The sequence below is a fragment of the Pseudogemmobacter sonorensis genome, assembly GCF_042762395.1.
In the GTDB taxonomy this organism is placed as follows: Bacteria; Pseudomonadota; Alphaproteobacteria; order Rhodobacterales; family Rhodobacteraceae; genus Pseudogemmobacter; species Pseudogemmobacter sonorensis.
Map to the genome: position 1 here is coordinate 17,266 of NZ_JBEFZE010000009.1, position 23,689 is coordinate 40,954.

The following is a 23,689-nucleotide window of genomic DNA, read 5'->3' on the forward strand; positions in this document are numbered from 1 at the left end:
TCACCTTCCCGGCAGCAGGACGATCTTGCCCTGCGCCTGTCCCTGTTCCATCCGTTCCAGCGCCTCGGCCACCCGCGCGAGCGGCAGGCGATGCGAGATGCGCGGCGCCAGCCTTCCTTCGCGCCAGAGGGCGAAGATCCGCGCCTGCGCCTCGGCCACCCGTTCGGGGTGGCGGGCGCGGTAATCGGTCCATTGCAGCCCCAGCACGGCGACATTCTTGACCAGTAGGTGATTGGCCTTCAGCCCGGGCACCGCGCCCGAGGCATAGCCGAGCGTCACGAAGCGCCCCTCCCAGCCAAGGGTGCGGAAGGCCGCCTCGCCGGTCGTGCCGCCGACCGGGTCGATCACCACATCGACGCCGCTTCCGCCGGTCAGCGCGCGCACTCCGGCGCGCAGGCTTTCGACCAGATCCGGCGCCGCGCTGTCCAGGGCGGCGTCGGCGCCAAGGTCCCGAGCCAGCGCCCCGCCTGCCGCGCCCCGGGTGGCGGCGATCACCTGGCCCGCGCCAAGCGCCCGGGCAAGCTGCACCGCGGCCATACCGACGCCGCCGGTCGCGCCGGTGACCAGGACCCGCTCGCCCGGGCGCAATCCGGCGCGGGCGGTCAGGGCGAACCATGCCGTCTGATAGGCAAGGCCCAGGGCGGCGCCGATGTCGGCGGGGATGTCCTCGGGCACGGGCCAGCACCAGCGCGCGGGCACCCTGGCCTCTTCGGCATGGGTGCCGCCATCGGGCAGCGTCAGCACGCGCTGTCCGGGCGCCAGCTCCGCGACGCCCTCTCCCAGGCGCAGAACGCGCCCGACTGCCCCCAATCCCGGCACGAAGGGAAGCGCGGCGCGGGTCTGGTAGCGTCCCTCGACCTGAAGGATGTCGGGGAAATTCACCTCCGAGGCCTCGACTGCGATTACCACCTCGCCCGGGCCGGGCGTGGGGGCGGCGACCTCGTCCAGGGCCAGGCTGCGATAAGGCGCGAAATCGTGGACGACGGCGGCCTTCATGGCCTGGATCCGGCCCGCCGGGCGGCCACCACGGCGGCGCGGGCGGGGGCATAGCTGGGCAGGCCGGTCATGGCATGGATGGCCGAGGTTACCGCATGGTGCCGTGCCAGCCCGCCGCGCGCCACTCGCTCAAGCGGCCCGTCGGGATAGCCCAGGCCCAGCCTGCAGGTCTTGTCCATGTCGGCGGCGCTGGCGAGGCCTTCGTCCAGAAAGCGCAGCGCGTCGTTGTATTTCGGGCGCACCAGCCGGTCGACGATCCGGCCGGGGCGGTCGGCGCAGACCACGGTGTCGAAGCCCGCGACCTCGAAGACCGCCCGCGCGGCCGCGATGGCGGCGGGGTCGGTGGCGGGCTGGCTGACGATCTCGATCAGGTTCGAGGGCGGATCGTCGCCGTTGCGGTAGCGGGCGAAACCGACCGTGTTGCAGCCCTCGCGCCCCAGATCCTCGCCGGTATGGACGCCCAGGCATTCGGTGTCCAGCTCGACCAGTACCGCCAGTTTCGCCGGATCGGCGGCGAAATGGCCGCCGAGGCAAAGCGTGACCGGGCCGCTGGCCGAGGCCCGGGCGCGGAAGGCGTCATCGGGGGCGAAGGATCGGCCGCCAGCGCCCGCAAGGGCAAAATCCGGTGCCGCCGTGGCCTTTTCGCGGGCGGGCCCGGCCAGAAGGCCCCGGCCCGACTTGTTGCCCAGCCGTCCGGCCGCCACCATCCGCCGCAGGATCGGCGGCACGGCGGCGCGCGGGTCGAGGGTGATCGGATGGAACGCCTCGCCCAGCCGTTCCTGGGTGTCCAGCCCGATCAGGTCGAGCAGCGTGCAGGGGCCCATCTTGTAGCCCAGCCCCACCTTGATCGCGGTGTCGATATCCTCGGGCGTCGCCAGGCCCGCCTCGATGGCGCGCAGAACGTCGTTGTTGAACGGCACCAGCAGCGCGTTGAGGATGAAGCCCGGCTTGTCCTGCGTCTCGACCGGCAATTGCCCGGCGGCTTGGGTGAAGGCCCAGGCGGCGGCGAAAACCGTATCCGAGGTGTTCAGGCCGCGCGACATCTCGATCAGTTTCATCAGTTGCGCGGGCAGGCAGAAATGCATCCCCACCACCCGATCCTCGCGCCCGCAGCCGCCTGCGATCTGGGTGATCGACAGGGTAGATGTGTTCGAGGCGAAGATGGTTTCCGGCTTGCAGATCGCGTTCAGCCTGCCGAACAGATCTTGCTTGGCGGCGAGGTTTTCGAAGATCGCCTCGATCACCAGATCGCAATCGGCCAGATCGGCCAGGTCGGTGCTGTCCGTCAGGCGCGCCAGCAGCGCGGCGCCGTCCTCGGCGCCCATCCGGCCCTTTTCGACGGTCTTGGCGACGAAACCCTCGGTGGATTTGCGCGCCCGTGCCAGCCCTTCGGCGGATTGGTCGAAGCAGATGGTCTGGAACCCCGCCCGCGCCGCGACGATGGCGATCCCGGCGCCCATGGTTCCGCCCGCGCCGCAGACGGCGACTTTCCTGATGCTGGTCATTTGCGCAAAAAGCTCCGGCCGATGAGTTGACGGTGGATCTGGTTGGTGCCCTCCCAGATCTGGGTGATCTTGGCGTCGCGCATCAGCCGCTCGGCGCGATAGTCCCGGCAATAGCCGTAGCCGCCGTGGAACTGCACGCATTCGGTGGCCATCCGCATCGCCAGGTCCGAGGCGCGCAGCTTGCCGACCGAGGCGGCGAGGCCGATGTCCTCCTCGCCGGAATCGACCAGCCGCGCCACATGGTCGATCCAGACCTCCAGCATCGCCAGCTCGCAGGCCAGGTCGGCCAGGGTGAACTGGTTGCCCTGGAAGCCCAGCACCTTCTGGCCGCCCTGCACCCTGTCGTTGCCATAGGCAACCATGTCCTTGAAGGCGGCACGCGCGATGCCGCGCGCATGCGCCGCGATCGAGGGGCGAGACTTGTTCAAGGAGGCCAGCAGGATCGACAGGCCCTGTCCCGGCGCCCCGATCAGATTGGCGCGCGGCACCCGGCACCCGTCGAAGGAGAGCGCGCAGGTGGACGAGCCGTTGTGGCCCATCTTGTGCTCTTTCGAGATGACCTCGAACCCCGGTGTGCCCTTTTCGAAGATCAGGGCCGAGATCGACTTCTTCGGTTCGGGGATTTCGGACCATTTGCCGAACAGCAGATAGAGGTCGGCCACGTCGCCATTCGAGATGAAGGTCTTAGAGCCCCTGACCACGATCTCGTCGCCCTTGGGGGTGAAGGTGGTTTTCATCCCGGTGGCGTCGGAACCGGCCGATGGTTCGGTGATCGCAAGCGCGCCGAGCCCGCCTTCGGCGATGCGCGGCAGCAGGCGGGCGCGCTGTTCGTCGGTGCCGAACTGCACCAGCGGCTTCATGCCGTGGAAATTGGTCGCCCAGATGATCCCGGTCGAGGCGCAGGCCTCGGATAGGATCGAGACGATCTCAAGATAAAGCGCATAGGACATCGGCATGCCGCCGAAGGCCTCGGGGATGAAGATGGCGTTCAGGCCCAGATCGTTCAGCGCCCGGACGTTTTCCCAGGGGAAATCGCCGGTGCGGTCGATCCTTTCGGCATTTGGGGCGATCACCTCGTCGGCGAGGCGCTGCACCTGGTCGAGGACCTGGCGCTCTTCGTCGCTCCAGTTCCGGGCGGCGGCGATCTGGTCGAGAAGTTTCATGCTGTCCTCAATGGTTGATGGCTTGTGCGCCGTCGATGTAGATGGTCTCGCCGGTCAGGAAGGGGATGGCCTCGGTGATGATGGCGGCGACCAGCCGCGCCACGTCGGCCGCCTTGCCGGGGGCGCCGACGGGGATGCGCGCGGCCATGAAGGCTCTGACCTTTTCGCGCGAGAGATAGTCGCGGTTCAGGTCGGTCTCGATATAGCCGGGGGCGACATTGACCACGCGGATGCCGTGGCGGGCCCATTCCACCGCCATCACCCGGGTCATCGCCGCCACCGCCGCCTTCGAGGCGCAATAGGCCAGGTTGTCCTGCACCCCGATCCGGTCGAAAAACGAGCCGATGTTGACGATCGCCCCGCCGTTTTCCTTCAGATGCGGAAAGACCTCGCGCGCGGCGACCATGACGGCGGTGGCGTTCAGCGCCATGGTGCGGTCGAAATCCGCCACCGACAGGGTGGCGGCCGCGCCCAGGATATGCACCCCGGCGTTGTTGACCAGCGCCGCCACCGGGCCATCGGCGCCTATCCCTTGCATCGCGGCGCGCACCTGCGCCTCGTCGGTCATGTCGCAGGCGATATGCCGCCCGGCCGGGCCCTCGCCGCTGCGCGACAGGCAGACCACGTCGCGGCCGCGCGCGACAAGTTCCTGCGTGATGGCAAGGCCGATTCCCTTGGAGCCGCCGGTGACGATGATCTGGCCCTCAGCCATCGCGATGTTCCTTCTTGTGGTCCGACAGATTGCCTAGCACTTCCGCGCTGTGCTGTCCCAGTTCGGGGGGGGCGGCGCGCGGCGTGGCGGTCTTGCCGTCGATATGGATGCCCAGGCCGATCTGCGGCGAAATGCGGTCGCCGTCGCGCAGGGCGAAGAACAGCCCGCGCGCCTGAAGCTCGGCGTCATGGGCCACCTGGTCGACGCGGTTGATCGGGCCCGCGGGCACCCGCGCGCGGGCGAACAGCGCCAGCCATTCGGCCCGGCCCCGGGTCAGCAGGGCCCGCTGGATGCGGGCGACGATCCCGGCGCGATGTTCGCGCCGCTCGGCATTGCTGGCGAATTCCGGGCGCGCGGCATAGTCTGGCTCGTTCAGCGCAGCCCAGAACCGCCGCCAGATCGCGTCCGAGCCGAGCCCGAGGTTCAGCGGCTCGTCCGCGGTCTCGAAGCTTTGGTAGATGGCGATCACGCTGTCGGTGCCGCCGGTGCGCTCGGGCACCTCGCCCGAGCCGAGATAGCTGGAGATCCGGCAGCTTAGAAAGCGGGTCATGCTTTCGACCAGGCTGATATCGATCAGCGCGCCCTTTCCGGTGTTCTGGCGGGCGTAAAGCGCGGCCATGGTCGCCATGGCGGCATCCTGCCCGGCCAGCATGTCGGCGGCCGGCGCGCCGACCTTCTGCGGCGCGCTTTCGGCCGCGCCGGTGATGTCCATGATCCCCGAATAGCCCTCGGCGATCAGGTCGTAGCTGGTCAGTCCGGCCCGCGCGCCCTCAAGGCCGAAGCCGGTGATCGCCACGAAGATCAGGCCTTCGCGAAGGCTGCGCAGGCTGTCGTAGTCCAGCCCCAGCTTGCGCTGCACATCGGGGGGCTGGTTGGTGACGACGACATCGGCCCCGGCGATCAGGCGGCGCAACTGGGCCCGCCCGTCGGCGGTCACCAGATCCAGCACCACGCTTTTCTTGTTGCGGTTGACGGCCGAGAACCAGAGCGCCTGACCCTCGAGGAAAGGAGGACCCCAATGCCGCGCGTCATCGCCCGAGGGGCGTTCGATCTTGATCACCTCGGCCCCGAAATCCGAAAGCAGCATCGTCGCATATGGGCCCGCGACCGAGGTGGTCAGATCGACCACGCGGATTCCCTCGAAATGGCGAAAGCCCGGTGCCGCATCGACAAGGGGCAGGCGGCGCCATGGCGAAGCCGCCGCCTCGGGCCCTGCTACGGCAGTATCCAGTTCCATTCCGTCTCCTCCCGTTTTCTTGCCAGAGGAAACCGCAAGTCCCATGCCAGATTGCCTTCGCGCGGCCGCGATGCGGAAAAAGCCGCGCCACCACCCGCGCCGGGTGGCGGGGCCGCGGCCGGTGTCCGCCGCGCGGACAGTTCCGCCGGGATCCGTCCCGATCAGGTATGGGGGCGGTTCAGGGGGGGAGGCGCAGGCCCGAAGGGGGCGGGCACGAAGATTGCGGGACGGCCAGGGGCCGACCATCGCCCTGGCCGCTGACAACGAAAGGACCGTTTCATGGCGCCGCTCGAAGACATTCTCGTGCTGGATTTCAGCACCCTGCTGCCCGGCCCGCTCGCCACGCTGTTTCTGGCCGAGGCCGGTGCCAAGGTGATCAAGATCGAGCGTCCGGGCCAGGGCGACGAAATGCGCAGCTACCTTCCCGCGCTCGACGGCGAGGGGATCAATTTCGCCATGCTGAACCGTGGCAAGCGCAGCATCGCGCTGGATCTGAAGGACCCGGCCTCGCGCCGGGTGCTGATGCCGCTCTTGCAGCGTGCGGATGTCGTCGTCGAACAGTTCCGCCCCGGGGTGATGGCGCGGCTGGGGCTGGGCTACGAGGATATCCGCAAGATCCGCCCCGATGTCGTCTATTGCTCGATCTCGGGCTGGGGCTCGAACGGGCCGAAGGCGCATCAGGCGGCGCATGACCTGAATTTCATGGCGGAAACCGGGGTTCTGGGGCTTTCCGTCGGGGCAGATGGCGCACCGATCCTGCCGCCGATCCTGGCAGGGGACATTGCCGGGGGCGCCTATCCGGCGATGATCAACATCCTTCTGGCGTTGCGGCGGCGCGATCGCAGCGGCGAGGGGGCCTGGCTGGACCTTGCCATGGGCGAGAACCTCTATCCCTTCCTTTACTGGGCGCTCGGAAATGCCCATGCGCTGGATCTGTGGCCCGCGCCGGGGGCCGAGACCGTCACGGGCGGAAGCCCGCGCTACCAGATCTACCGCACGCGCGACGGCCGCCATATCGCTGCCGCACCGCTGGAGGACAAGTTCTGGGCTACCTTCACCGCGCTGATCGGCCTGCCCGAGGCCTTCGTGGACGATGGCCGTGATCCTGCGGCCTCCCGGGTGGCGGTCGCCGCGCGGATCGCCATGCAGGATGCCGCGCATTGGCAGGGCGTGTTCGCAGGGAAGGACGTCTGCTGCTCGCTGGTGCTGAGCTTGCAGGAGGCGCTGGCCGACCCGCATTGGGCCGCGCGCGGCATTTTTGGCCAATCGATTGAAATCGCAGGAAAAAGTTTTCCGTCCTTGCCCTCGATCATCGCGCCGGTGCTGCGGGGGGCGGGGGTTGCGCCGCGCGCGCCGGGGCTGGGGGCGGACGGGGCCAGGGTCTGAGCGGCCCCCGGAGCCGGAGGACTAGAGCGAAAGCCCGCCGTCCAGCGTGTGAACCGCGCCCGTGGCATAGCTGGATTGTGCGCTTAGGAGCCAGGCGGCAAGCGCGGCGACCTCTTCGGGCCGACCCTTGCGGGCGATCGGGCGGGTCGGCGCAGCGGCGGGCGCCTGCGCCGAGGCGGCAAAGCCCGAAAGCATCGGCGTGTCGATGGAGCCCGGCGCGATCACGTTCACCCGGATTCCGTGCGGGCCGTTCTCGATCGCCGCCGCCTGGCTGAGCGCGGTGATCGCCGCCTTGGACGCGCCGTAAAGGCCGAAGCCCGCGCGCAGCCGCGTCGCGCCGACCGACGAGAGCGTCACGACCGCGCCGCCCCGTCCCTGGCGGATCATCCGGGGCAGCACCGCGCGCAGGAACAGGAAAGTGCCCCCGACATTGACCGAAAGGATCTGCGCCAGCGTGTCCGCACCGGCCTCGGCCACCGGCGCGCGGGGGCCGAGGATGCCCGCCGCGCAGACCAGAAGGTCGACGCCGCCGTGGCGCGCGCAGCACCGCTCGACCATCCGGGGGGCGCAATCGGGCGCGGTGACGTCGCCGGGCAGGATCTCGAGCGGCAGGCCCCCGCATTCTCCGGCCAGCCTGTCCAGCGCGGAGACCGAGCTGTCGCCGGCGAGGACATTGCAGCCCTCAGCCAGCAGGCGTCGCACGATGGCCGCGCCGATCCCGCCGCCCGCGCCCGTCACGATGGCGGATTTCCCGGCCAGATCCTGATATGCCATCGCGGCTTTTCCCATGTCGTTCCGGTTTCGAGAGCGGCGGTCTTCCGCGCGCGCCCTTCCAGGGGGGCGGCCTTCGACCGGGGTTTCCTGCGGCCTGCCCGCAAGCGCCGTGCCGGTCGGGCGCGGCGGCGCCCAACCCTCTTTCGCCGGGCGGAAAACAGGGCACGGGCACGCCGACTGACCCCGGCTGGCATCCATCTTGCTGCCTGTCTGCGGCAAGCCCGCCGTCCGTCGCCGTCTCGGCAGCCCGGCGGCGGGCGATCTTAGGGAGGAAATCGCGATGCAACCTGGAAAGACCACGTTTAAGACCCCGCTTCTGGCCGCCGGTCTCGGCCTTGCCCTGGCTGCGGGGCTTGCCGCCCCGGCGCTGGCGCAGTCGCTCAACTATTCCGTGGGCCTCGGCCCGGATTCGGCGCCGACCCGCGCGGCGCATGATTATGCCGCGAGTGTTGCCGAGGCCAGCGGCGGCGCGATGGACATCAACGTCTTCTCGCTCGAACTGCTCAGCCTCGCCGAGATGTCGCCTGGGCTGCGCGACGGGCTGACCGATATCGGCTATGTCGTGCTGTCCTATTTCACCGCCGAATACGCCCATTCGAACCTTCTGGCCGAGCTTTCGATGATCCAGACATTGCTGCCCGCGACGGGGAAGGAAAGCCTCGCCTTCTCGGGGGCGATGGCGGAATATATCACCACCGGCTGCGAAGAATGCCTGGCCGAGTTCAAGGCCCAGAACCAGGTCTATCTGGGCAGCGCGGTGACCCCGCCCTACATGCTGCTGTGCAACAAGCCGATCTCGACCGTGGCCGACCTGCGCGGCAAGCGGCTGCGCATCGCCACCACGACGCACAAGCGCCTGGCCGAGCATTTCGGCGCGGTCGGCGTGCAGATCCCGGTGGCCGAGACCTATGAGGCGATCAGCCAGGGGATCGTGGATTGCACGATGTCCGCCGCGCCGGAACTGACCAACTTCCGCCTGATCGAGGTGGTGAGCAATATCACCGAGGGCCTGCCGGGGAATGTCTTCGGCGCCAATGGCAGCGGCAACATCAACCTCGATGTCTGGAATGCGCTGACGGTCGAGCAGCGCGAATTGATGCTGCGTGAGGCGGCGGGCCTGACCGCGGGGATCACCTGGAACTATCACGCCGCCGGTGAAACCGACATCGCCAATGCACTTGCCCTGGGCAAGACCGTGCTGAGCCCAGATGCCGAACTGGCCGGGCAGGCCCGCAGCTTCGTCGAAAGCGAGGTCGGCGTGGTCGCCGACAACTTCCGCACCAATTACGGCGTGGCGCGCGCCGACGAGATGCAGCAGGAATTCGCCCTGGTGCTTGAACGCTGGGCCGGGCTTGTCGCCGATGTCGACAATGCCGACGACCTGGCCGAGATCTACTGGAGCCAGATCTTCTCCAAGCTCGACCCCGCCAGCTACGGCGTGAACTGAGCGGGCGCGGGCCCGGGGGGATCTTCCCGGGCCCGTCCATCGCCGTGACGGCTTCCACAGCGTGCGAGCGGAGAGCAGCAGCGTGAAATATATCGGACGACTATTGGCGAAAGCCTCGGATGGGGCGGGGGCTCTGGCCGGCCTCATTCTGGTGATGATGATCCTTCACATCACTTTCGATGTGGTGATGCGCTCGTTCCTGAACATGCCGATCAACGGCACGGTTCTGATCGTGTCGCTGTTCTACATGCCCGCGATCGTGTTCCTGCCGCTTGCCATGAGCGAGAGGATGAACACCCATATCTCGGTCGAGATCCTCTACGACTACCTGCCCCGGCGGGCGCGGCTGGTGCTGGACGTGCTGGGCAACCTGCTGTCGATCGTCATCCTGTCGGCCCTGGCCTGGCGGGCCTGGCTTGAGGCGGCGAAGAAATTCCAGATCGGCGCCGCCGAGATCGAGGGCGGCCTGAGGATCGCCACCTGGCCCAGTTATTTCCTGTTGCCCTTCGGCTGCGCGCTGATGGCGACGGTTCTGCTGTGGAAGACCGGCATGATCGTGACCGACCGACCCTTGGAAGGGGTTTCCGAGCATTCGAAGGGGCCGGGCCATGACTGAACTTCAATTCAGCCTTGTCTGCATCGCCGCATTGTTCCTGCTGATCCTCTTGCGCTTTCCGATCGGCGTGTCGCTGATCGCGATCTCTCTGATCGGGATCGGGGAGACGCTGAGCTGGCGCGTGGCCTGGGGCGCGCTCAGCTCCTTGCCGCAGCATTTCGCGGCAAGCTGGGTGCTCAGCTCGGTGCCGACCTTCTTGTTCATGGGCTTTTTCTGCTATCACACCAAGCTGACCCAGGGGCTGTTCGACGCCGCGCGGGTCTGGCTCTGGCGGTTGCCGGGCGGGCTGGCGGTGGCTTCGGTCTTCGGCTGTTCGGGCTTTGCCGCCGTCACCGGATCCTCGGTCGCCTGCGCGGCCGCCATGGGCCGGGTCGCCGTGCCGGAAATGGTGCGCAACGGCTACAAGCCCGCTTTCGCGGCGGGCACAGCGGCCGCGTCGGGCACCATCGGCGCGCTGATCCCGCCCTCGATCCTGATGATCCTTTACGGTATCATCGCGCAGGCCCCGATCAGTTCGCTGTTCCTTGGCGGGATCAGTATCGGCATCATCACCATGCTGGGCTATTCGCTGCTGATCATCCTGCGCGCCAAGCTGAACCCCGCGCTGGCGCCGCCCGCCGCGCTGGAAGGGCTGGAGAAGGGGAGGCTTGAGGCGCTGATCGAGGTCTGGCCGGTGCTTCTGATCGTGGTTGGGGTTTTCGGCGGGCTGTTCTCGGGCTATTTCTCGGCCACCGAGGCGGGGGCTGTCGGCGCCACGCTGTCGGTGCTGGTCAGCGCGATCAAGGGGCAGTTCAGCTTCGAGGCCGTGCGCCGCGCCGCGGTCGAGACGCTGACCGCCACCTCCTCGTTGCTGATCATCGCCATCGGCGCCAGCCTGCTGACCCGATTTCTTGCGCTGTCGGGCTTCAGCCGCGAGGTGCTTGAGATGTTCCGGGTCTGGGATCCCTCGCCCTATCTGGTGATCTTGCTGATCCTCATGGTCTATCTGGTCATCGGCATGGTGCTGGAGCCGATCGGGGCGATGCTGCTGACCCTGCCGATCTTCGTGCCGCTGGTGGGCGAGGCGGGCTTCAGCCTGATCTGGTTCGGCATTCTGGTGACCAAGGTGCTGGAGGTGGGAATGCTGACACCTCCGGTCGGGATGAATGTCTTCGTGATCAAGAACGTGGTCGGCAAGATGATGACGACGACCGAGATCTTCCGGGGGGTGACGCCTTTCGTGGTCCTCGATCTGGGCATTCTGGCGCTGATGGTCGCCCTGCCGGGGATCGTGCTCTATCTGCCCAACCTGGTCGGGAACTGAGCGGGTCTGGGCCGGGATCCGGGGGCATATCTTCGTCCCCGGAAAATCCTTCCGGGCGATTTCCGCCCGGGCCTGCCCGGGGCCAAGGGCGGGCGCGGTTCGAAACGGGATCGGCGCGGCGGGTTTAGGCGCGTCCCGGGGTGTCTGGGGGGCGATTCTCCGGGCCCGGCCTCAACGGGGTAGGGATGGCGATTGGTTCGACCGAAGCCGGGCCTATCCGGCGTTCCCGTCGAACCGGCGGGCGAGGGCCTGACAGCCGCAGGACCGCTCTTGACACGCCGGGGTGCGAGGCGCGGGCCCGCCTTCCCCTTCCGGCCCGGGGGCCGGAAGGCGCGCGCGGCTCATTCGCCGTGGTGATAGGTCACGGTCTTGATGTCCTCGCCCGGCGCGGTCTTCTGGCGGCGCAGGATCAGCCGGTTCAGCGCGTTCACATAGGCCTTCACGCTGGCCACGATCGTATCGGTATCGGCCGAGGTGCCGGTGACGAGGCGTCCGTCCTCTTCCAGCCGGACCGAGACCGTGGCCTGCGCATCCGTGCCCTCGGTCACGGCATGGACCTGATAGACCTGCAACCGGGCCTTGTGCGGGAACAGCATCTTGACGCAGTTGAAGGCGGCATCGACCGGCCCGTCGCCGGTGGCGTCGATATGATGCTCGACCCCGTCGATCGTCAGGATCATGTCGGCTTCCTGCGGCCCCTCGGTGCCGCAGATCACCCGCAGCTTCTTCAGGACCAGCGTGTCATGGGCGTCGTTGGTCTGTTCGTCCGCGACCAGCGCGATCAGATCCTCGTCATAGACCTCCTTCTTGCGGTCGGCGAGCGCCTTGAACCGCACGAAGACGTCGTTGAGCTGGTTGTCTGCCAGATCGACGCCCAGTTCCTTCAGCTTCGCCCGCAAGGCGGCGCGGCCCGAATGCTTGCCCATGGCGATGTTCTTGACCGTCAGCCCGATATGTTCGGGCTTCATGATCTCGAAGGTCTCGACATTCTTCAGGACGCCGTCCTGGTGGATGCCGGATTCGTGGACGAAGGCGTTCTTGCCGACGATGGCCTTGTTGGGCTGCACGACGAAGCCCGAAACGGTCGAGACCCGGCGCGACAGATGCATGATCTTCGTCGAGTCGATCCCGGTCCGGTAGGGCAGGATGTCGTTCCTGACCCGCAGCGCCATCACCACCTCTTCCAGCGCGGTATTGCCCGCGCGCTCGCCCAACCCGTTGATCGTGCATTCGATCTGGCGCGCGCCCGCCTCGACGGCGGCGAGGCTGTTGGCCGTCGCCATGCCGAGGTCGTTGTGGCAATGGGTGGCGAAGGTGATGGTATCCGCGCCCGGCACGCGTTCGAGCAGCATGCGGATGATCTGCGCCGATTCCATCGGATAGGTGTAGCCGACGGTGTCGGGAATGTTGATCGTGGTGGCGCCGGCCTTGATCGCGATCTCGACCACGCGGCACAGGTAATCGGCTTCGGTCCTTGTGGCATCCATCGGCGACCACTGGATGTTGTCGCACAGGTTCCGGGCATGCGTCACGGTCTGGTGGATCCGCTCGGCCATCTGGTCCATGTCCAGGTTCGGGATGGCGCGGTGCAGCGGCGAGGTGCCGATGAAGGTGTGGATGCGCGGAGAGCGGGCGTGTTTCACCGCCTCCCACGCGCGGTCGATATCCTTGAAATTGGCGCGTGCCAGGCCGCAGATGGTCGAGTTCCTGGCATTTTTCGCGATCTCGGACACGGCCGAGAAATCGCCTTCCGAGGCGATGGGGAAGCCCGCCTCGATGATGTCGACACCCATCTCGTCCAGCAGGCCCGCGATTTCGAGCTTTTCGTCATGGGTCATGGTGGCGCCGGGCGATTGCTCGCCGTCGCGCAGCGTGGTGTCGAAGATCAGGACGCGGGGTTGTTCGGCGACCTGTTCGGCGGCCGGTTGGGCGGGCCGTGCGGCATCTTGGGCCATGGGAAGATTCCTTCGTTCAGCAGCGGAGTTTGTGTCTCTGGGCGCTGGTCACCTCTGAGCGGTCGCGCCCGGGGGCACGCTCAGAGGCTGCTAAGAAGGAGAAGGCCAAGGGGGTTCGCCGGGCCGGAAGGCCCGTGGCTGTCGACGGCAATGATCTGCGGTCCCTTGGTCATGCAAGCGGGTTACACGATGCCGGGGGGCGTTGGAAAGTGCCTTTCGCGATTTTTCCCGCCCGCCCGCGCAATTTCCTTCCCGGATCGGCCGTCCCCTCCGAGATGCCGCCGGGCCCCTCCGGGCAAAGCGCCCGGACAAGGCGCCCGGACAAGGCGCCGCCGCGCCGCCCTGTCCCGGTCGGCGGTGAAGGTCCGGGGCGGAAGATCGGGGTTGCACCGAGAGTCGGCGCAGGGCCGGGCACGCGGGTGCCGGGGGGGGGGTCAGAGCAGGTCTTCTTCCTCGCCCGTCACATCGACGCCAAGCGCCTCCAGCCCGGATTCCAGGTTCTCGGCCAGATGCGGCATGCCGGTCAGATAGTCCGCCGTGGGGGTGGTGGCCTCGGCAAAGGCGGTGGCCAGCGCCTCGGCGTAATCCTCGGGCTCGAAGGCGCCGCGGCCGACCCAGGCGATGGCGGTCAGATGGGCCTGTTCGTCTTCGTTCAGCCCGTCGATGAAGGCGTGAAGCTGGGCGGCGCCGACCGGACCCTCACGCGACAGGAAGATGACCTGAACGACTTTGCTGGGGCTGATCTCGATCATGCGGGCTCCTCGGGCCGGGGGATTCGCGCCGGGCCCGCAGATGGCGGGATCCGGCAAGGCATGGTCGCCCAGCCCGTGTCCGGGCGCAAGCCCAAGCGGCCCGGATGCAAGTCCAAGACGCCCTGAGTCCTGCCCGGGCAACCTGCCTTTGCCCTTCGCCCTGCCCGGACTGCGCCCGGGGGAGGAGCCCGCAAGCGGCGCCGCCCGCGGGGGGATATCCCCCGCGTCCCGGCCCCGCCCCGGCCGCCTATTCGGCGGCGTCGAGCCAGGCTTCCAGCGGCGGACAGGTGCAGATCAGGTTGCGGTCGCCATGGACATTGTCCACCCGCCCCACGGGGGGCCAGTATTTATCCACCCGGAAGGCGCCCGGCGGGAAACAGCCCTGTTCGCGGGAATATTTCCGGTCCCATTCCGCCACCAGATCGGCGACAGTATGGGGGGCGAAGCGCAGCGGGCTTTCCTCGGCCGCGATCTCGCCCGCCTCCACCGCCGCGATCTCGGCCCGGATCGCCAGCAGCGCGGTGATGAAGCGGTCGATCTCGGCCTTGGTCTCGCTCTCGGTCGGCTCGACCATCAGCGTGCCCGCGACCGGCCAGCTCATCGTCGGCGCGTGGAAGCCGTTGTCGATCAGCCGTTTGGCGATGTCGTCCACCGTCACGCCCGCTTCCGCGAAGGGGCGGGTGTCGAGGATGCATTCATGCGCCACCCGGCCCTTGTTGCCCATGTAAAGCACGCCATAGGCGCCGCGCAGCCGCGCCGCGATGTAATTGGCGTTCAGGATCGCGACGCGGGTGGCCTGGGTCAGGCCCGCCCCCCCCATCATCAGGCAATAGGCCCAGGAGATCAGCAGGATCGAGGCCGAACCATAGGGTGCCGCCGAAACCGGCCCGGCCAGCGCATCGCCGCCGCCGGTCTCGGCATGGCCGGGCAGATGGGGCGCCAGATGCGCCTTCACCCCGATCGGCCCCATGCCGGGACCGCCGCCGCCATGCGGGATGGCGAAGGTCTTGTGCAGGTTCAAATGGCTCACATCGCCGCCGATCTCGCCCGGCTTCACCAGCCCGACCATCGCGTTCATGTTGGCGCCGTCGATATAGACCTGCCCGCCGTGCCGATGGGTGATGTCGCAGATCTCGCGCACGGTTTCCTCGAACACGCCATGGGTCGAGGGGTAAGTGATCATCACCGCCGCCAGACGCGCGCCCGCCGCCGCCGCCTTGTCGCGGAAATCCTCGACATCCACATCGCCATTGGCCGAGGAGCGGACCACCACCACCTCCATCCCCGCCATCTGCGCCGAGGCCGGGTTGGTGCCATGGGCCGAGATCGGGATCAGGCAGACCTTGCGGTCGTGGTCGCCGCGCGCCCGGTGATAGTTCAGGATCGTCATCAGCCCGGCATATTCGCCCTGGGCCCCGGAATTGGGCTGCATGGAAAAGGCGTCATAGCCGGTGATCTCGCACAGCTTCTCGGTCAGGTCGCCGATCGCCTCGTGATAGCCCGCCGCCTGATCGGCGGGAACGAAGGGGTGCAGGCTGGAAAACTCGGGCCAGGTGATCGGCATCATCTCGGCCGCGGCATTGAGCTTCATCGTGCACGAGCCGAGCGGGATCATCGCCCGGTCCAGCGCCAGGTCACGGTCCGACAGCCTGCGCATGTAGCGCATCATCTCGGATTCGGCGCGGTTCATGTGAAAGACCGGATGGGTCAGATAGGCGCTTTCGCGCAGCAGCGACTCGGGAAAGCCCAGCCCCGGCGCCAGGGGGGCGAGGTCGTGGATCCCGAAGGCGCGCAGGACGCGCGCCAGCACCGCCTCGTCCGAGGTCTCGTCCAGGCTGATCCCCACCCGGTCGTTGCCGATGCGGCGCAGGTTCAGCCCCTCGGCGCGGGCGGCGGCCAGGATCCCGGCCTGTCCCACGCCGACCTCGACGGTGATCGTGTCGAAATAGGCCGCGGGCGAGACCTTCGCCCCCGCGCCCTCCAGCGCATGGGCCATGCGCCGGGTCAGGAAATGCACCCGCTCGGCGATGGCGCGCAGCCCCGCGGGCCCGTGGAACACCGCATACATCGAGGCCATTACCGCCAGCAGGGCCTGGGCGGTGCAGACGTTCGAGGTGGCCTTCTCACGGCGGATATGCTGCTCGCGGGTCTGCAGCGACAGCCGGTAGGCGGGCTTGCCGTGGCTGTCGACGGAAACGCCGACGATCCGCCCGGGCATGTTGCGCTTGAAGGCGTCGCGGGTGGCCATGAAGGCGGCATGCGGCCCGCCATAGCCCATCGGCACGCCGAAACGCTGCGAGGAGCCGACCGCGATATCGGCCCCCATCGCGCCCGGCTCGCGCAGCATGGTCAGCGCCAGAAGATCGGTCGCCACCACCGCCAGCGCCTTCGCCTCGTGCAGCCTGGCGATCAGGTCGCCGAAGTCGCGCAGATGGCCGTAGGTGCCGGGATACTGGAAGATCGCGCCGAAGACCTTTTCGGGCTCGAGCGCCTCGGGCGCGCCGACCCGGACCTCGATCCCCAGTGGCTCGGCGCGGGTGCGGATCACGCCGATGGTCTGGGGATGGCAGCCCTCGTCGACGAAAAACGCCCGCGCCTTCGATTTCGCGCTGCGCTCGGCCATGGTCATCGCCTCGGCCGCCGCCGTGGCCTCATCCAGAAGCGAGGCATTGGCGATGTCGAGCCCGGTCAGGTCGCAGACCATGGTCTGGAAGTTCAAAAGCGCCTCAAGCCGCCCCTGGGCGATTTCCGGCTGATAGGGGGTATAGGCCGTGTACCAGGCGGGATTCTCCAGGATGTTGCGCTGGATCGCGGGTGGCGTCACCGTGCCGTAATAGCCCTGCCCGATCAGCGAGGTCATCACCCGGTTCTTCTTCGCCACCGCCTGCAGCCTGGCCAGCAGCTCATGCTCGGGCAGGGGCGCCCATCCCAGCGGCACGGCCTGGCGGATCGCCGCGGGCACCGTCTCGTCGATCAGCGCCTCCAGGCTCGGCACGCCCACAACCTCGAGCATCCCGGCCATCTCGGCCTGCGAGGGGCCGATATGACGGCGGTTGGCGAAATCGTAGGGATCGTAATCGCTTGGCGTGAAAGCCATGGCCATGCCTCCTGTGCGGGAAAGGGATCCGCCCTTCATCTTGGTTGAAATATCCCGGGGGTCCGGGGGCAGCGCCCCCGGCCTTGCAGCCCCCCCGGCCTAGCAACCGACAGCCTCGCAACCGCCCTGCGCCGCGTTCCGGCGACCCGGCCGATGCTGCGACCGACCGGCGCTCAGCCGATCATGTCGTTGTATTCGTCCTCGTCCATGAACTGGTCGAGAAGCGACAGATCCTCCACCTTCATCTTGAAGAACCAGGCCGCGCCCAGCGGGTCCTCGTTGACCAGCGCGGGGGTGTCGGCCAGCGCCTCGTTCACCGCGACGATCTCGCCATCGACCGGGGCCAGGATGTCCGAGGCCGCCTTCACGCTTTCGATGACGCAGATCTCGTCCCCGGCGGCGACCTGGGTCTCGACCTCGGGCAATTCGACGAAGACCACGTCGCCCAGGGCCTCGGCGGCATGTTCGGTGATCCCCACCACCACCACATCGCCCTCGACGCGCAGCCATTCGTGTTCCTTGGTGTATTTCATCGCCTCGGTCTCCCCGGTTCAGCGTTTGTAGTTGGTTGCGACAAAGGGCAGGGCGGCGGTCTCGACCGGCAGCCTCTTGCCCCGAAGCTCGGCCTCCAGCCGGGTGCCGGGCGCGGCGAAGGCGGTCGGCACATAGCCCATGGCGACGGGAACGGCGGCGGTCGGCCCGAAGCCGCCCGAGGTGATCCGCCCCATCGGCGTGCCGTCGGTGGCGAACAGCTCCACCCCCTCGCGCATCGGCGCCCGGCCCTCGGGGCGCAGCCCCACCCGCAGCCGCTCCGGCCCCTCGGCCAGTTCGCGCAGGATTCGCGCCGCACCGGGAAAGCCGCCCGTCCGCGCGCCGCCGGTGCGCCGCGCCTTCTGGATCGCCCAGGTCAGCCCGGCCTCGACCGGGCTCGTGGTCTCGTCGATGTCATGGCCGTAAAGGCACAGCCCCGCCTCAAGCCGCAGGCTGTCGCGCGCGCCAAGGCCGACCGGCAGCACCTCCTCCATCTCCAGCAGCGCCCGCGCCAGCGCCTGGGCCCCGCCGGGATGGATCGAGATCTCGAACCCGTCCTCGCCGGTATAGCCCGAGCGCGAGACCCAGATCTCGCCGAATTCGGTGATGAAGATTTCCGAATCCATGAACCGCATTCCGGCCACGCCCGGCTCCAGCCGCGCCAGCGCGGCCTCGGCCTTGGGCCCCTGCAGCGCCAGAAGCGCCCGGTTCGCCTGCACCTCCACCTCGGCCACATCGGCGAGATGCCCGGCCAGATGGGCGAAATCATGCGCCTTCCTCGCCGCGTTCACCACCAGGTAGAAATGCGAGCCCCGGTTCGCGAACATCAGATCGTCAAGGATCCCGCCGGTCTCGTCGGTGAAAAGCCCGTAGCGCTGCCGCCCCTCGGCCAGGCCCAGCACATCGACCGGCATCAAGGCCTCCAGCGCCAGCGCCAGCGTCTCCATCCCGGCCTTGGGGCGCAGGATCACCTGGCCCATGTGGCTGACGTCGAACAGCCCCGCCGCCGCCCGGGTGTGAAGATGCTCCTTCAACACCCCGGCGGGATATTGCACCGGCATCTCATAGCCCGCGAAAGGCACCATCTTGCCGCCCAGACCCAGATGCAGGTCATGAAGCGGCAGGCGCGCGAGATCGGTCATATCGCGTCTCCCCGTCATTAAGGCCGGACTTGTCCCCCGGACAGGCCACGACACCGTTCGCGGCAGTTCCCCTGCCGCCCGGTGCCCCCTCTGTCCTTGCGCCGTTCCGGTCCTGCCGGGCGGGCTGCGCCTGAGATCGTTATCCCTTCGGCGGGCGCTGAACCGCGCCACTCTCCAGAGTCTTCGTGCCGGAACGGTCCCTTGCGCCTGAGAGTTTACCGGGGCGGTTGCTCCTTCGGCACCGGGCGGCTTTCACCCCCGGATTCTCCCGATCCTTGGAATCCGGTTAGCCCGGCCCGGCCCCGGCTGGCAAGAGGAAAAAGTGAAACCGGCGCATCGGCCAGGTAAAGCGGCGCGCCCGCCCATCCGCCCGCCCGTTTCGCGATCACCGGAAACCGTGCCGACGGCCGATGCCGCAGACACGAAAGGGCAGGGCGCCGCGTTCCGGCCCCATGAAACGCAGCCCCCATGAAAGGCGGATCCGGGAATCCGGCAACATGCCGTCCGGCCCCCGAGACCGCGCCCGGAAGCCGCGCACCAAAAAGCTGGCCCAGAAAGCCGACCTCCGAAAATCCAGGCCCGTCCGTCCGGTTCAGGGCAGGCGGACCGCCTTCAGATGCGGCATCAGATCGGCCATATCGGGCCCGTGGGCCTGGCCGGTCAGCGCCTTGCGCAGCGGCATGAACAGATCCTTGCCCTTGCGCCCGGTCGCGGCCTTGACCGCGCCGGTCCAGGCGCCCCAGGTCTCGCGCGTCCAGGGCTGCGGCGGCAGCAGGCCGAAGGCCGTGGCCACGAATTCCTGGTCGGCCTCGTCCACCACGGGTTCGGAGCCCTCCGAGAACAGCTTCCACCAGCCCGCCAGATCGTCCAGCACGGTGATATTGCCGCGCGTGACCGCCCAGAAGCCCTCGGCTTCGGCCTCGGGCACCCCCAGTTCCGCGATCCTCTCCCGCACCCGGTCGAAACCGAAACCCTGGACCACGCCGCGCGTCAGCGGGAGCAGGTCGGCGGCATCGAAGCGGGTGGGCGCCGCGCCGAAACTGCCGATCTCGAACCCCTCGGCCAGTTCCTCGATCGACGAGGCCAGTTCCACCGGCTTCGACGATCCCAGCCGCGCCATCAGGCTCAGCAGCGCCATCGGCTCCACCCCCCTGGCCCGCAGGTCGCGCAGCGACAGGGTGCCCAGCCGCTTCGACAATTCCTCGCCCTGCGCGCCGGTCAGCAGCGAATGATGGGCGAATGCCGGGGGCGTGGCGCCAAGCGCCTCGATGATCTGGATCTGGGTCGCGGTATTGGTGACATGGTCGGCGCCGCGCACGATATGGGTCACGCCCATCTCGGCATCGTCGACCGAGGAGGCGAAGGTGTAAAGCACCTGCCCGTCGGCGCGGATCAGCACCGGGTCCGAGACGCTGGCCGCGTCGATGGAGATATCGCCGATGATGCCGTCGGACCATTCGATCCGGCTGCGCTCCAGCAGGAAGCGCCAGTAGCCCGGAGTGCCCGCCGCGCGCAGGGCGTCCTTCTCGGCCGGGCCAAGCGCTAGCGCCGCGCGGTCATAGACCGGCGGGCGGCCCATGCCCAACTGCTTCTTGCGCTTGAGGTCCAGCTCGCCCGGCGTCTCGAAACATTCGTAGAACCGCCCGGCCTCGCGCAGCCGCCCGGCCGCCGCTTCATAACGGTCATAGCGCAGCGACTGCCTCTCCAGCCGGTCCCAGCTCAGGCCCAGCCATTCCAGGTCGCGCATGATCCCGTCGGCATATTCCTGCTTCGAGCGTTCCTGGTCGGTGTCGTCCAGACGCAGGATGAAGGTCCCCCCGGCCTTGCGCGCGATAAGATAGTTCATCAGCGCGGTGCGCAGGTTGCCGACATGGATATAGCCGGTGGGCGAGGGGGCGAAGCGGGTGACGACGGGGGCGGGACTGGACATCGAAGGTCTCCTTGACCCGGCCCCCTCTGTCACAAGCCCCGGGCTTTGTCCAGTTTCCGCGCGGCCCCCCAAAGGCCTCGCGCCCCGTCCGGCCGACGAATCATTACCGCACCGGATGGCCCAACCTTCCACCGAAAGCCCCTTCATCTTGGCAAAAATATCCCCGCCGGAGGCTTCCGACCCCAGCCAAATGCCGCCCGGCCCCGGATGGGGCGCCAGGGCTCACAGGCTTTCGGGGATCGGAACCCAGTCCCCCGCCGCATCCGCCCGGGTGAATTGCGGGATATGCGCCAGGGCCCGGACCAAAGCCGCATCCGGCCCCAGTCGCGCGCGCCAGTCATGGGCCTCGGTCAGGATGGTGCCGATGCCGACCACCTCGCCTCCGGCCTGGCGCACCAGCGCCAGCGCCCCGCTCAGGCTGCCGCCCGAGGCGACGACGTCATCCACCACCACCACGCGCCGCCCCCGGATCAGCGGCACCGCCTGGCGGTCCAGAAGCAGCCGCTGCTCGCCCTTCGAGGTGATCGCGGTGATCCTGTGCTCCAGCGCGTCGCCCAGATGGATCTTGGGCGACTTCTGCAAGACGACGTAACGGTCCAGCCCCAGCGCCCGCGTCAGCTCGATCGCGACCGGGATGCCCAGTGTGGCGGGCCCCACGATGATATCGGGCCGCAGCGGCGCGATCCGCTCGGCCAGCTTCTCGCCGATATGGGCGCCGAAGCGCACGCCAAGGTCGATCACCATCATCAGCGAGATCGCGAAATCGGGCTTGATCGGCACGATGGGCAGGTCGAGCGCGAAGCCCTCGACATCGACGCTCCAGCTCTGGCGGGGGGGAAGCGGTTCGGGCCCGGGGAGGGAATTGGCGGTCATGCGATGCGGCTCCGTTGGTGGTCGTCAGGGCGGTGAGGCGTCAGGGATGGTGCGTGGTGGCCGGGGGGGCGCCCATGCCATCCGCGGGCGGGCCGAAGCGCATCCGGGGCTCGACCATCAGGCCGACCTCGCGCCAGGTGCTGCGCCTGCGGCCCAGGTCGAAGCCGTAGATCGCCAGCGAGAAGGAAATCGCATGCGCCATCCGCACCGCCTGCACCAGAAGCGGCACGCCGCGCGCCAGGGCAAAGCGCAGCCGGGTGACGAAGCCCACGTCGTCGATCTCCATCCCTCGCGCGCGCTGCGCATCGGCGATGCGTTCGAATTCGTCGCGCAGCATCGGGATGATGCCGAAGGTCAGGGACAGCACCAGCGTCGCCACCGGCGGCAGCCTTGCGGCCGAACAGGCGGCAAGGATCGCCCCGGGGCTTGAGGTCTCCATGACGAAATAGAAGGCCGCCGTGGTGGTGACCAGCCGTGCCGCCGCCGCGACGGCGATCGGCAGCGCCGCCTCCGGCGCCACGCCCTGAAGCCACAGGTTCAGGATCCAGCTTGCGACGACCAGCGCCGACAGCAGCCCCGCCCCCTTGAGATAGCCGCGCAGCCCCGGCACCCGCATCAGCGCAAGCGCCGCCACAGAGGCCAGCGCCAGCGGCAGGCCGAAGCGCCAGCCCGGCAGGCTCCAGGCCAGGGCCATCACCGCGAAGGCGCCGCCAAGCTTCACGAAGAAATTCAGATCGAACAACCGGCTCATGCCGCCTCTCCCCGCAATCGCGCCGACAGCTCCCACCCAAGCGCGGCGAAGGCGGCCGAGCGCCAGCCCGCCTCGACCCCGCCGTCATGGGCGATGCCTCCGCCGCCCAGGATCACCATCCGCGTGGCGATGTCGTCGGCCAGTTCCAGGTCGTGGGTGATCACCATCACCGCCCGGCCCCGGTCGCGCATCCGGGCGATGAAACGCTCAAGCAGCGCCCGCCCGCGCAGGTCCCGCGCCAGAAGCGGCTCGTCGATGATGGTGACCGGCGCGCCCGCCGCATCGGCGCAGGCCAGCCCGAGCTGGCCCTGCTGGCGGGCCGAAAGCGCGAAGGGATTGGCCTCTGCCATGCCTTCCAGCCCATAGCGCGCCAGCACCCGCGCGGCTTTCGCCCGCAGATCGGGGTCGGTGACGCCGGTCTTCGCGGTCATGGCGAAAAGCATCTCCTCGGCCAGCGTCATGTTGAAGAGGATCTGGCGCATGTTCTGCGGCACATATGAGATGCGGCGGGCGCGGCGGGCGGTGGTCCAGCCCTCGGCGGCTTCGCCCTCGATCGCGATCCGGCCCGAGGCGATCGGCAAAAGCCCCAGCAGCGATTTGAACAGGGTGGTCTTGCCCGCGCCGTTGCGGCCCAGGATGGCGACCGTCTCGCCCGCATGCAGCGAAAGCGCGACATCTTGCAGGACGGGCATGCCATCGGCCCGCGCGAGCCGGGTGGTCAGCCCCCGGATCGCCAGCAGCTCCCGCCCCGGGGTGGCCTGCGGGCGGTCCCGCCGCGCGGGCCGGGGCGGCAGAAGGCCCGCCGCCTGCCAGTCGGCGGCGGCCTCTTCCATCTCGGCGGCGGGCCGGGCGGGGCCGAGCCGCCCCCCGGCCAAGAGCGCGATCTGCCCGACCGCGCCGGAAAAGGCGCCGACATCCTGGTCGGCGATCAGGGCGGCGGTGCCGGGCTCCAGATCCTCGGCCAGGGCGCGGCGCAGCCGGGCGCGGGCCTCGGGGTCGAGCCCGGTCGTCGGCTCGTCGAGGACAAGGACGCGCGGCCCGGGGCCGAGCGCGGCGGCCAGCGCGACCATGCGCCGCTCGCCCCCCGAAAGCGTCAGCACCCGGCGCCCGGCCAGATGTGTCAGGTGCAGCCGCGCCATCACCGCCGCCACGCGTTCGCGGATGCGCGTCCGAGGCTGGGCACGGTTTTCCAGCGGAAAGGCGATGACATCCTCGACGCCCAGATCCCAGAGCTGGTCCTCGACATTCTGCGAGACATAGCCGATGGCGGAAAACAGCGCGTCCTGCGTCATGCCGCCAAGCGGCGCGCCGTCCAGCGTGACCTCGCCAGCAAAGCCGGGATTGGGCAGCAGCCGGGGGATCAGGCCCGCGGCGGCGGCCATCAGCGTGGTCTTGCCGCTGCCGGTCGCGCCGCAGACCAGCAGCCTTCCGCCCGGGCCCAGTTCGAAACCGGCATCCTCGATCACGGGCTTGCCCGGCTCGAAGCCGAGGCGCAGGCGAAAGGCTTTCAGCATGGCGG

19 protein-coding genes and 1 riboswitch are annotated in these 23,689 nt (G+C 68.7%); of the genes, 4 read left to right on the plus strand and 15 right to left on the minus strand.

Annotated features, from left to right (window positions below; genetic code table 11):
* Genes ABNX41_RS08945 through ABNX41_RS08965 form a run of 5 tightly spaced genes read right to left on the minus strand, consistent with a single transcriptional unit; the run spans position 1 to position 5,613 of the window.
* Positions 1-996, minus strand: a complete 996-nt coding sequence (locus ABNX41_RS08945; RefSeq protein ID WP_438669381.1) for an NADPH:quinone oxidoreductase family protein — start codon at positions 994-996, stop codon at positions 1-3.
* Positions 993-2,501, minus strand: coding sequence for a 3-hydroxyacyl-CoA dehydrogenase family protein (locus ABNX41_RS08950; protein ID WP_438669382.1), 1,509 nt, complete (start codon positions 2,499-2,501; stop codon positions 993-995). The genes ABNX41_RS08945 and ABNX41_RS08950 overlap by 4 nt, the downstream gene beginning before the upstream one ends.
* Positions 2,498-3,664, minus strand: a complete 1,167-nt coding sequence (locus ABNX41_RS08955) for an acyl-CoA dehydrogenase family protein (RefSeq protein ID WP_438669383.1) — start codon at positions 3,662-3,664, stop codon at positions 2,498-2,500. The genes ABNX41_RS08950 and ABNX41_RS08955 overlap by 4 nt, the downstream gene beginning before the upstream one ends.
* Positions 3,665-3,671: 7 nt before the next feature.
* Complete coding sequence (locus ABNX41_RS08960) at positions 3,672-4,376, minus strand: SDR family NAD(P)-dependent oxidoreductase (protein WP_438669384.1); 705 nt, start codon at positions 4,374-4,376, stop codon at positions 3,672-3,674.
* Entirely contained in the window at positions 4,369-5,613 is a 1,245-nt protein-coding gene (locus ABNX41_RS08965; protein WP_438669385.1) for a CaiB/BaiF CoA transferase family protein, read from the minus strand. The genes ABNX41_RS08960 and ABNX41_RS08965 overlap by 8 nt, the downstream gene beginning before the upstream one ends.
* 279 nt (positions 5,614-5,892) lie before the next feature.
* Between ABNX41_RS08965 and ABNX41_RS08970 the strand changes: the two genes are divergently transcribed.
* Complete coding sequence (locus ABNX41_RS08970) at positions 5,893-6,999, plus strand: CaiB/BaiF CoA transferase family protein (RefSeq protein WP_438669386.1); 1,107 nt, start codon at positions 5,893-5,895, stop codon at positions 6,997-6,999.
* A gap of 21 nt (positions 7,000-7,020) precedes the next feature.
* Here the strand turns inward: ABNX41_RS08970 and ABNX41_RS08975 are convergent, their stop codons facing one another.
* Positions 7,021-7,773 carry an SDR family NAD(P)-dependent oxidoreductase gene (locus tag ABNX41_RS08975; protein WP_438669387.1) on the minus strand — a complete coding sequence of 251 codons (753 nt, stop codon included), beginning with the start codon at positions 7,771-7,773 and terminating at the stop codon, positions 7,021-7,023.
* A gap of 280 nt (positions 7,774-8,053) precedes the next feature.
* Here ABNX41_RS08975 and ABNX41_RS08980 point away from each other — a divergent pair, with 280 nt between their 5' ends.
* The 3 genes from ABNX41_RS08980 (at position 8,054) to ABNX41_RS08990 (ending at position 11,139) form a co-directional block, all read left to right on the plus strand.
* Entirely contained in the window at positions 8,054-9,220 is a 1,167-nt protein-coding gene (locus tag ABNX41_RS08980) for a C4-dicarboxylate TRAP transporter substrate-binding protein (protein ID WP_438669388.1), read from the plus strand.
* 82 nt (positions 9,221-9,302) lie between these two features.
* On the plus strand, positions 9,303-9,836 hold the full coding sequence (locus ABNX41_RS08985; RefSeq protein WP_438669389.1) for a TRAP transporter small permease: 534 nt from the start codon (positions 9,303-9,305) through the stop codon (positions 9,834-9,836).
* Entirely contained in the window at positions 9,829-11,139 is a 1,311-nt protein-coding gene (locus ABNX41_RS08990; RefSeq protein WP_438669390.1) for a TRAP transporter large permease, read from the plus strand. The genes ABNX41_RS08985 and ABNX41_RS08990 overlap by 8 nt, the downstream gene beginning before the upstream one ends.
* A 341-nt stretch (positions 11,140-11,480) precedes the next feature.
* On the opposite strand, the gene ABNX41_RS08995 is transcribed toward ABNX41_RS08990, so the two are convergent.
* The 9 genes from ABNX41_RS08995 to ABNX41_RS09035 all read right to left on the minus strand — a co-directional run bounded on the left by ABNX41_RS08995 (position 11,481) and on the right by ABNX41_RS09035 (position 23,684).
* Positions 11,481-13,094: a 2-isopropylmalate synthase gene (locus ABNX41_RS08995; RefSeq protein WP_438669391.1), complete on the minus strand. Its 1,614-nt coding sequence runs from the start codon at positions 13,092-13,094 to the stop codon at positions 11,481-11,483.
* A gap of 434 nt (positions 13,095-13,528) precedes the next feature.
* Positions 13,529-13,846, minus strand: a complete 318-nt coding sequence (locus ABNX41_RS09000; RefSeq protein WP_438669392.1) for a DUF3775 domain-containing protein — start codon at positions 13,844-13,846, stop codon at positions 13,529-13,531.
* A gap of 247 nt (positions 13,847-14,093) precedes the next feature.
* The gene (gene gcvP / locus ABNX41_RS09005) at positions 14,094-16,943 is read right to left on the minus strand and encodes an aminomethyl-transferring glycine dehydrogenase (RefSeq protein ID WP_438669393.1); all 2,850 of its coding nucleotides are present in this window, start codon (positions 16,941-16,943) and stop codon (positions 14,094-14,096) included.
* A 173-nt stretch (positions 16,944-17,116) separates the two neighbouring features.
* Entirely contained in the window at positions 17,117-17,476 is a 360-nt protein-coding gene (gcvH, locus tag ABNX41_RS09010; RefSeq protein ID WP_438669394.1) for a glycine cleavage system protein GcvH, read from the minus strand.
* 18 nt (positions 17,477-17,494) lie between these two features.
* Positions 17,495-18,616 (minus strand): glycine cleavage system aminomethyltransferase GcvT, encoded by a 1,122-nt coding sequence (gene gcvT / locus ABNX41_RS09015; protein ID WP_438669395.1) that lies wholly within the window; start codon positions 18,614-18,616, stop codon positions 17,495-17,497.
* Between the two features lie 184 nt (positions 18,617-18,800).
* Positions 18,801-18,897, minus strand: a riboswitch (glycine riboswitch).
* 311 nt (positions 18,898-19,208) lie between these two features.
* On the minus strand, positions 19,209-20,546 hold the full coding sequence (gene gltX, locus ABNX41_RS09020; protein WP_438669396.1) for a glutamate--tRNA ligase: 1,338 nt from the start codon (positions 20,544-20,546) through the stop codon (positions 19,209-19,211).
* 222 nt (positions 20,547-20,768) lie between these two features.
* The gene (locus tag ABNX41_RS09025; protein WP_438669397.1) at positions 20,769-21,419 is read right to left on the minus strand and encodes a phosphoribosyltransferase family protein; all 651 of its coding nucleotides are present in this window, start codon (positions 21,417-21,419) and stop codon (positions 20,769-20,771) included.
* A gap of 40 nt (positions 21,420-21,459) precedes the next feature.
* Positions 21,460-22,170 carry an energy-coupling factor transporter transmembrane component T family protein gene (locus tag ABNX41_RS09030; RefSeq protein WP_438669398.1) on the minus strand — a complete coding sequence of 237 codons (711 nt, stop codon included), beginning with the start codon at positions 22,168-22,170 and terminating at the stop codon, positions 21,460-21,462.
* Positions 22,167-23,684, minus strand: a complete 1,518-nt coding sequence (locus ABNX41_RS09035) for an ABC transporter ATP-binding protein (RefSeq protein ID WP_438669399.1) — start codon at positions 23,682-23,684, stop codon at positions 22,167-22,169. The genes ABNX41_RS09030 and ABNX41_RS09035 overlap by 4 nt, the downstream gene beginning before the upstream one ends.
* Between the last annotated feature and the right edge of the window lie 5 nt (positions 23,685-23,689).

What these genes read in the sequence shown, in the direction of transcription:
- ABNX41_RS08980 (WP_438669388.1), top strand. Translation starts at nt 8,054, where the DNA reads ATGCAACCTGGAAAGACCACGTTTAAGACCCCGCTTCTGGCCGCCGGT.
- gcvT (WP_438669395.1), bottom strand. Translation starts at nt 18,616, where the DNA reads ATGACCGATCTCGCGCGCCTGCCGCTTCATGACCTGCATCTGGGTCTG.
- gcvH (WP_438669394.1), bottom strand. Translation starts at nt 17,476, where the DNA reads ATGAAATACACCAAGGAACACGAATGGCTGCGCGTCGAGGGCGATGTG.
- ABNX41_RS09030 (WP_438669398.1), bottom strand. Translation starts at nt 22,170, where the DNA reads ATGAGCCGGTTGTTCGATCTGAATTTCTTCGTGAAGCTTGGCGGCGCC.
- ABNX41_RS09000 (WP_438669392.1), bottom strand. Translation starts at nt 13,846, where the DNA reads ATGATCGAGATCAGCCCCAGCAAAGTCGTTCAGGTCATCTTCCTGTCG.
- ABNX41_RS08945 (WP_438669381.1), bottom strand. Translation starts at nt 996, where the DNA reads ATGAAGGCCGCCGTCGTCCACGATTTCGCGCCTTATCGCAGCCTGGCC.
- ABNX41_RS08955 (WP_438669383.1), bottom strand. Translation starts at nt 3,664, where the DNA reads ATGAAACTTCTCGACCAGATCGCCGCCGCCCGGAACTGGAGCGACGAA.
- ABNX41_RS08965 (WP_438669385.1), bottom strand. Translation starts at nt 5,613, where the DNA reads ATGGAACTGGATACTGCCGTAGCAGGGCCCGAGGCGGCGGCTTCGCCA.
- ABNX41_RS08950 (WP_438669382.1), bottom strand. Translation starts at nt 2,501, where the DNA reads ATGACCAGCATCAGGAAAGTCGCCGTCTGCGGCGCGGGCGGAACCATG.
- ABNX41_RS08975 (WP_438669387.1), bottom strand. Translation starts at nt 7,773, where the DNA reads ATGGCATATCAGGATCTGGCCGGGAAATCCGCCATCGTGACGGGCGCG.
- ABNX41_RS09025 (WP_438669397.1), bottom strand. Translation starts at nt 21,419, where the DNA reads ATGACCGCCAATTCCCTCCCCGGGCCCGAACCGCTTCCCCCCCGCCAG.
- ABNX41_RS08990 (WP_438669390.1), top strand. Translation starts at nt 9,829, where the DNA reads ATGACTGAACTTCAATTCAGCCTTGTCTGCATCGCCGCATTGTTCCTG.
- gcvP (WP_438669393.1), bottom strand. Translation starts at nt 16,943, where the DNA reads ATGGCTTTCACGCCAAGCGATTACGATCCCTACGATTTCGCCAACCGC.
- ABNX41_RS08970 (WP_438669386.1), top strand. Translation starts at nt 5,893, where the DNA reads ATGGCGCCGCTCGAAGACATTCTCGTGCTGGATTTCAGCACCCTGCTG.
- gltX (WP_438669396.1), bottom strand. Translation starts at nt 20,546, where the DNA reads ATGTCCAGTCCCGCCCCCGTCGTCACCCGCTTCGCCCCCTCGCCCACC.
- ABNX41_RS09035 (WP_438669399.1), bottom strand. Translation starts at nt 23,684, where the DNA reads ATGCTGAAAGCCTTTCGCCTGCGCCTCGGCTTCGAGCCGGGCAAGCCC.
- ABNX41_RS08995 (WP_438669391.1), bottom strand. Translation starts at nt 13,094, where the DNA reads ATGGCCCAAGATGCCGCACGGCCCGCCCAACCGGCCGCCGAACAGGTC.
- ABNX41_RS08960 (WP_438669384.1), bottom strand. Translation starts at nt 4,376, where the DNA reads ATGGCTGAGGGCCAGATCATCGTCACCGGCGGCTCCAAGGGAATCGGC.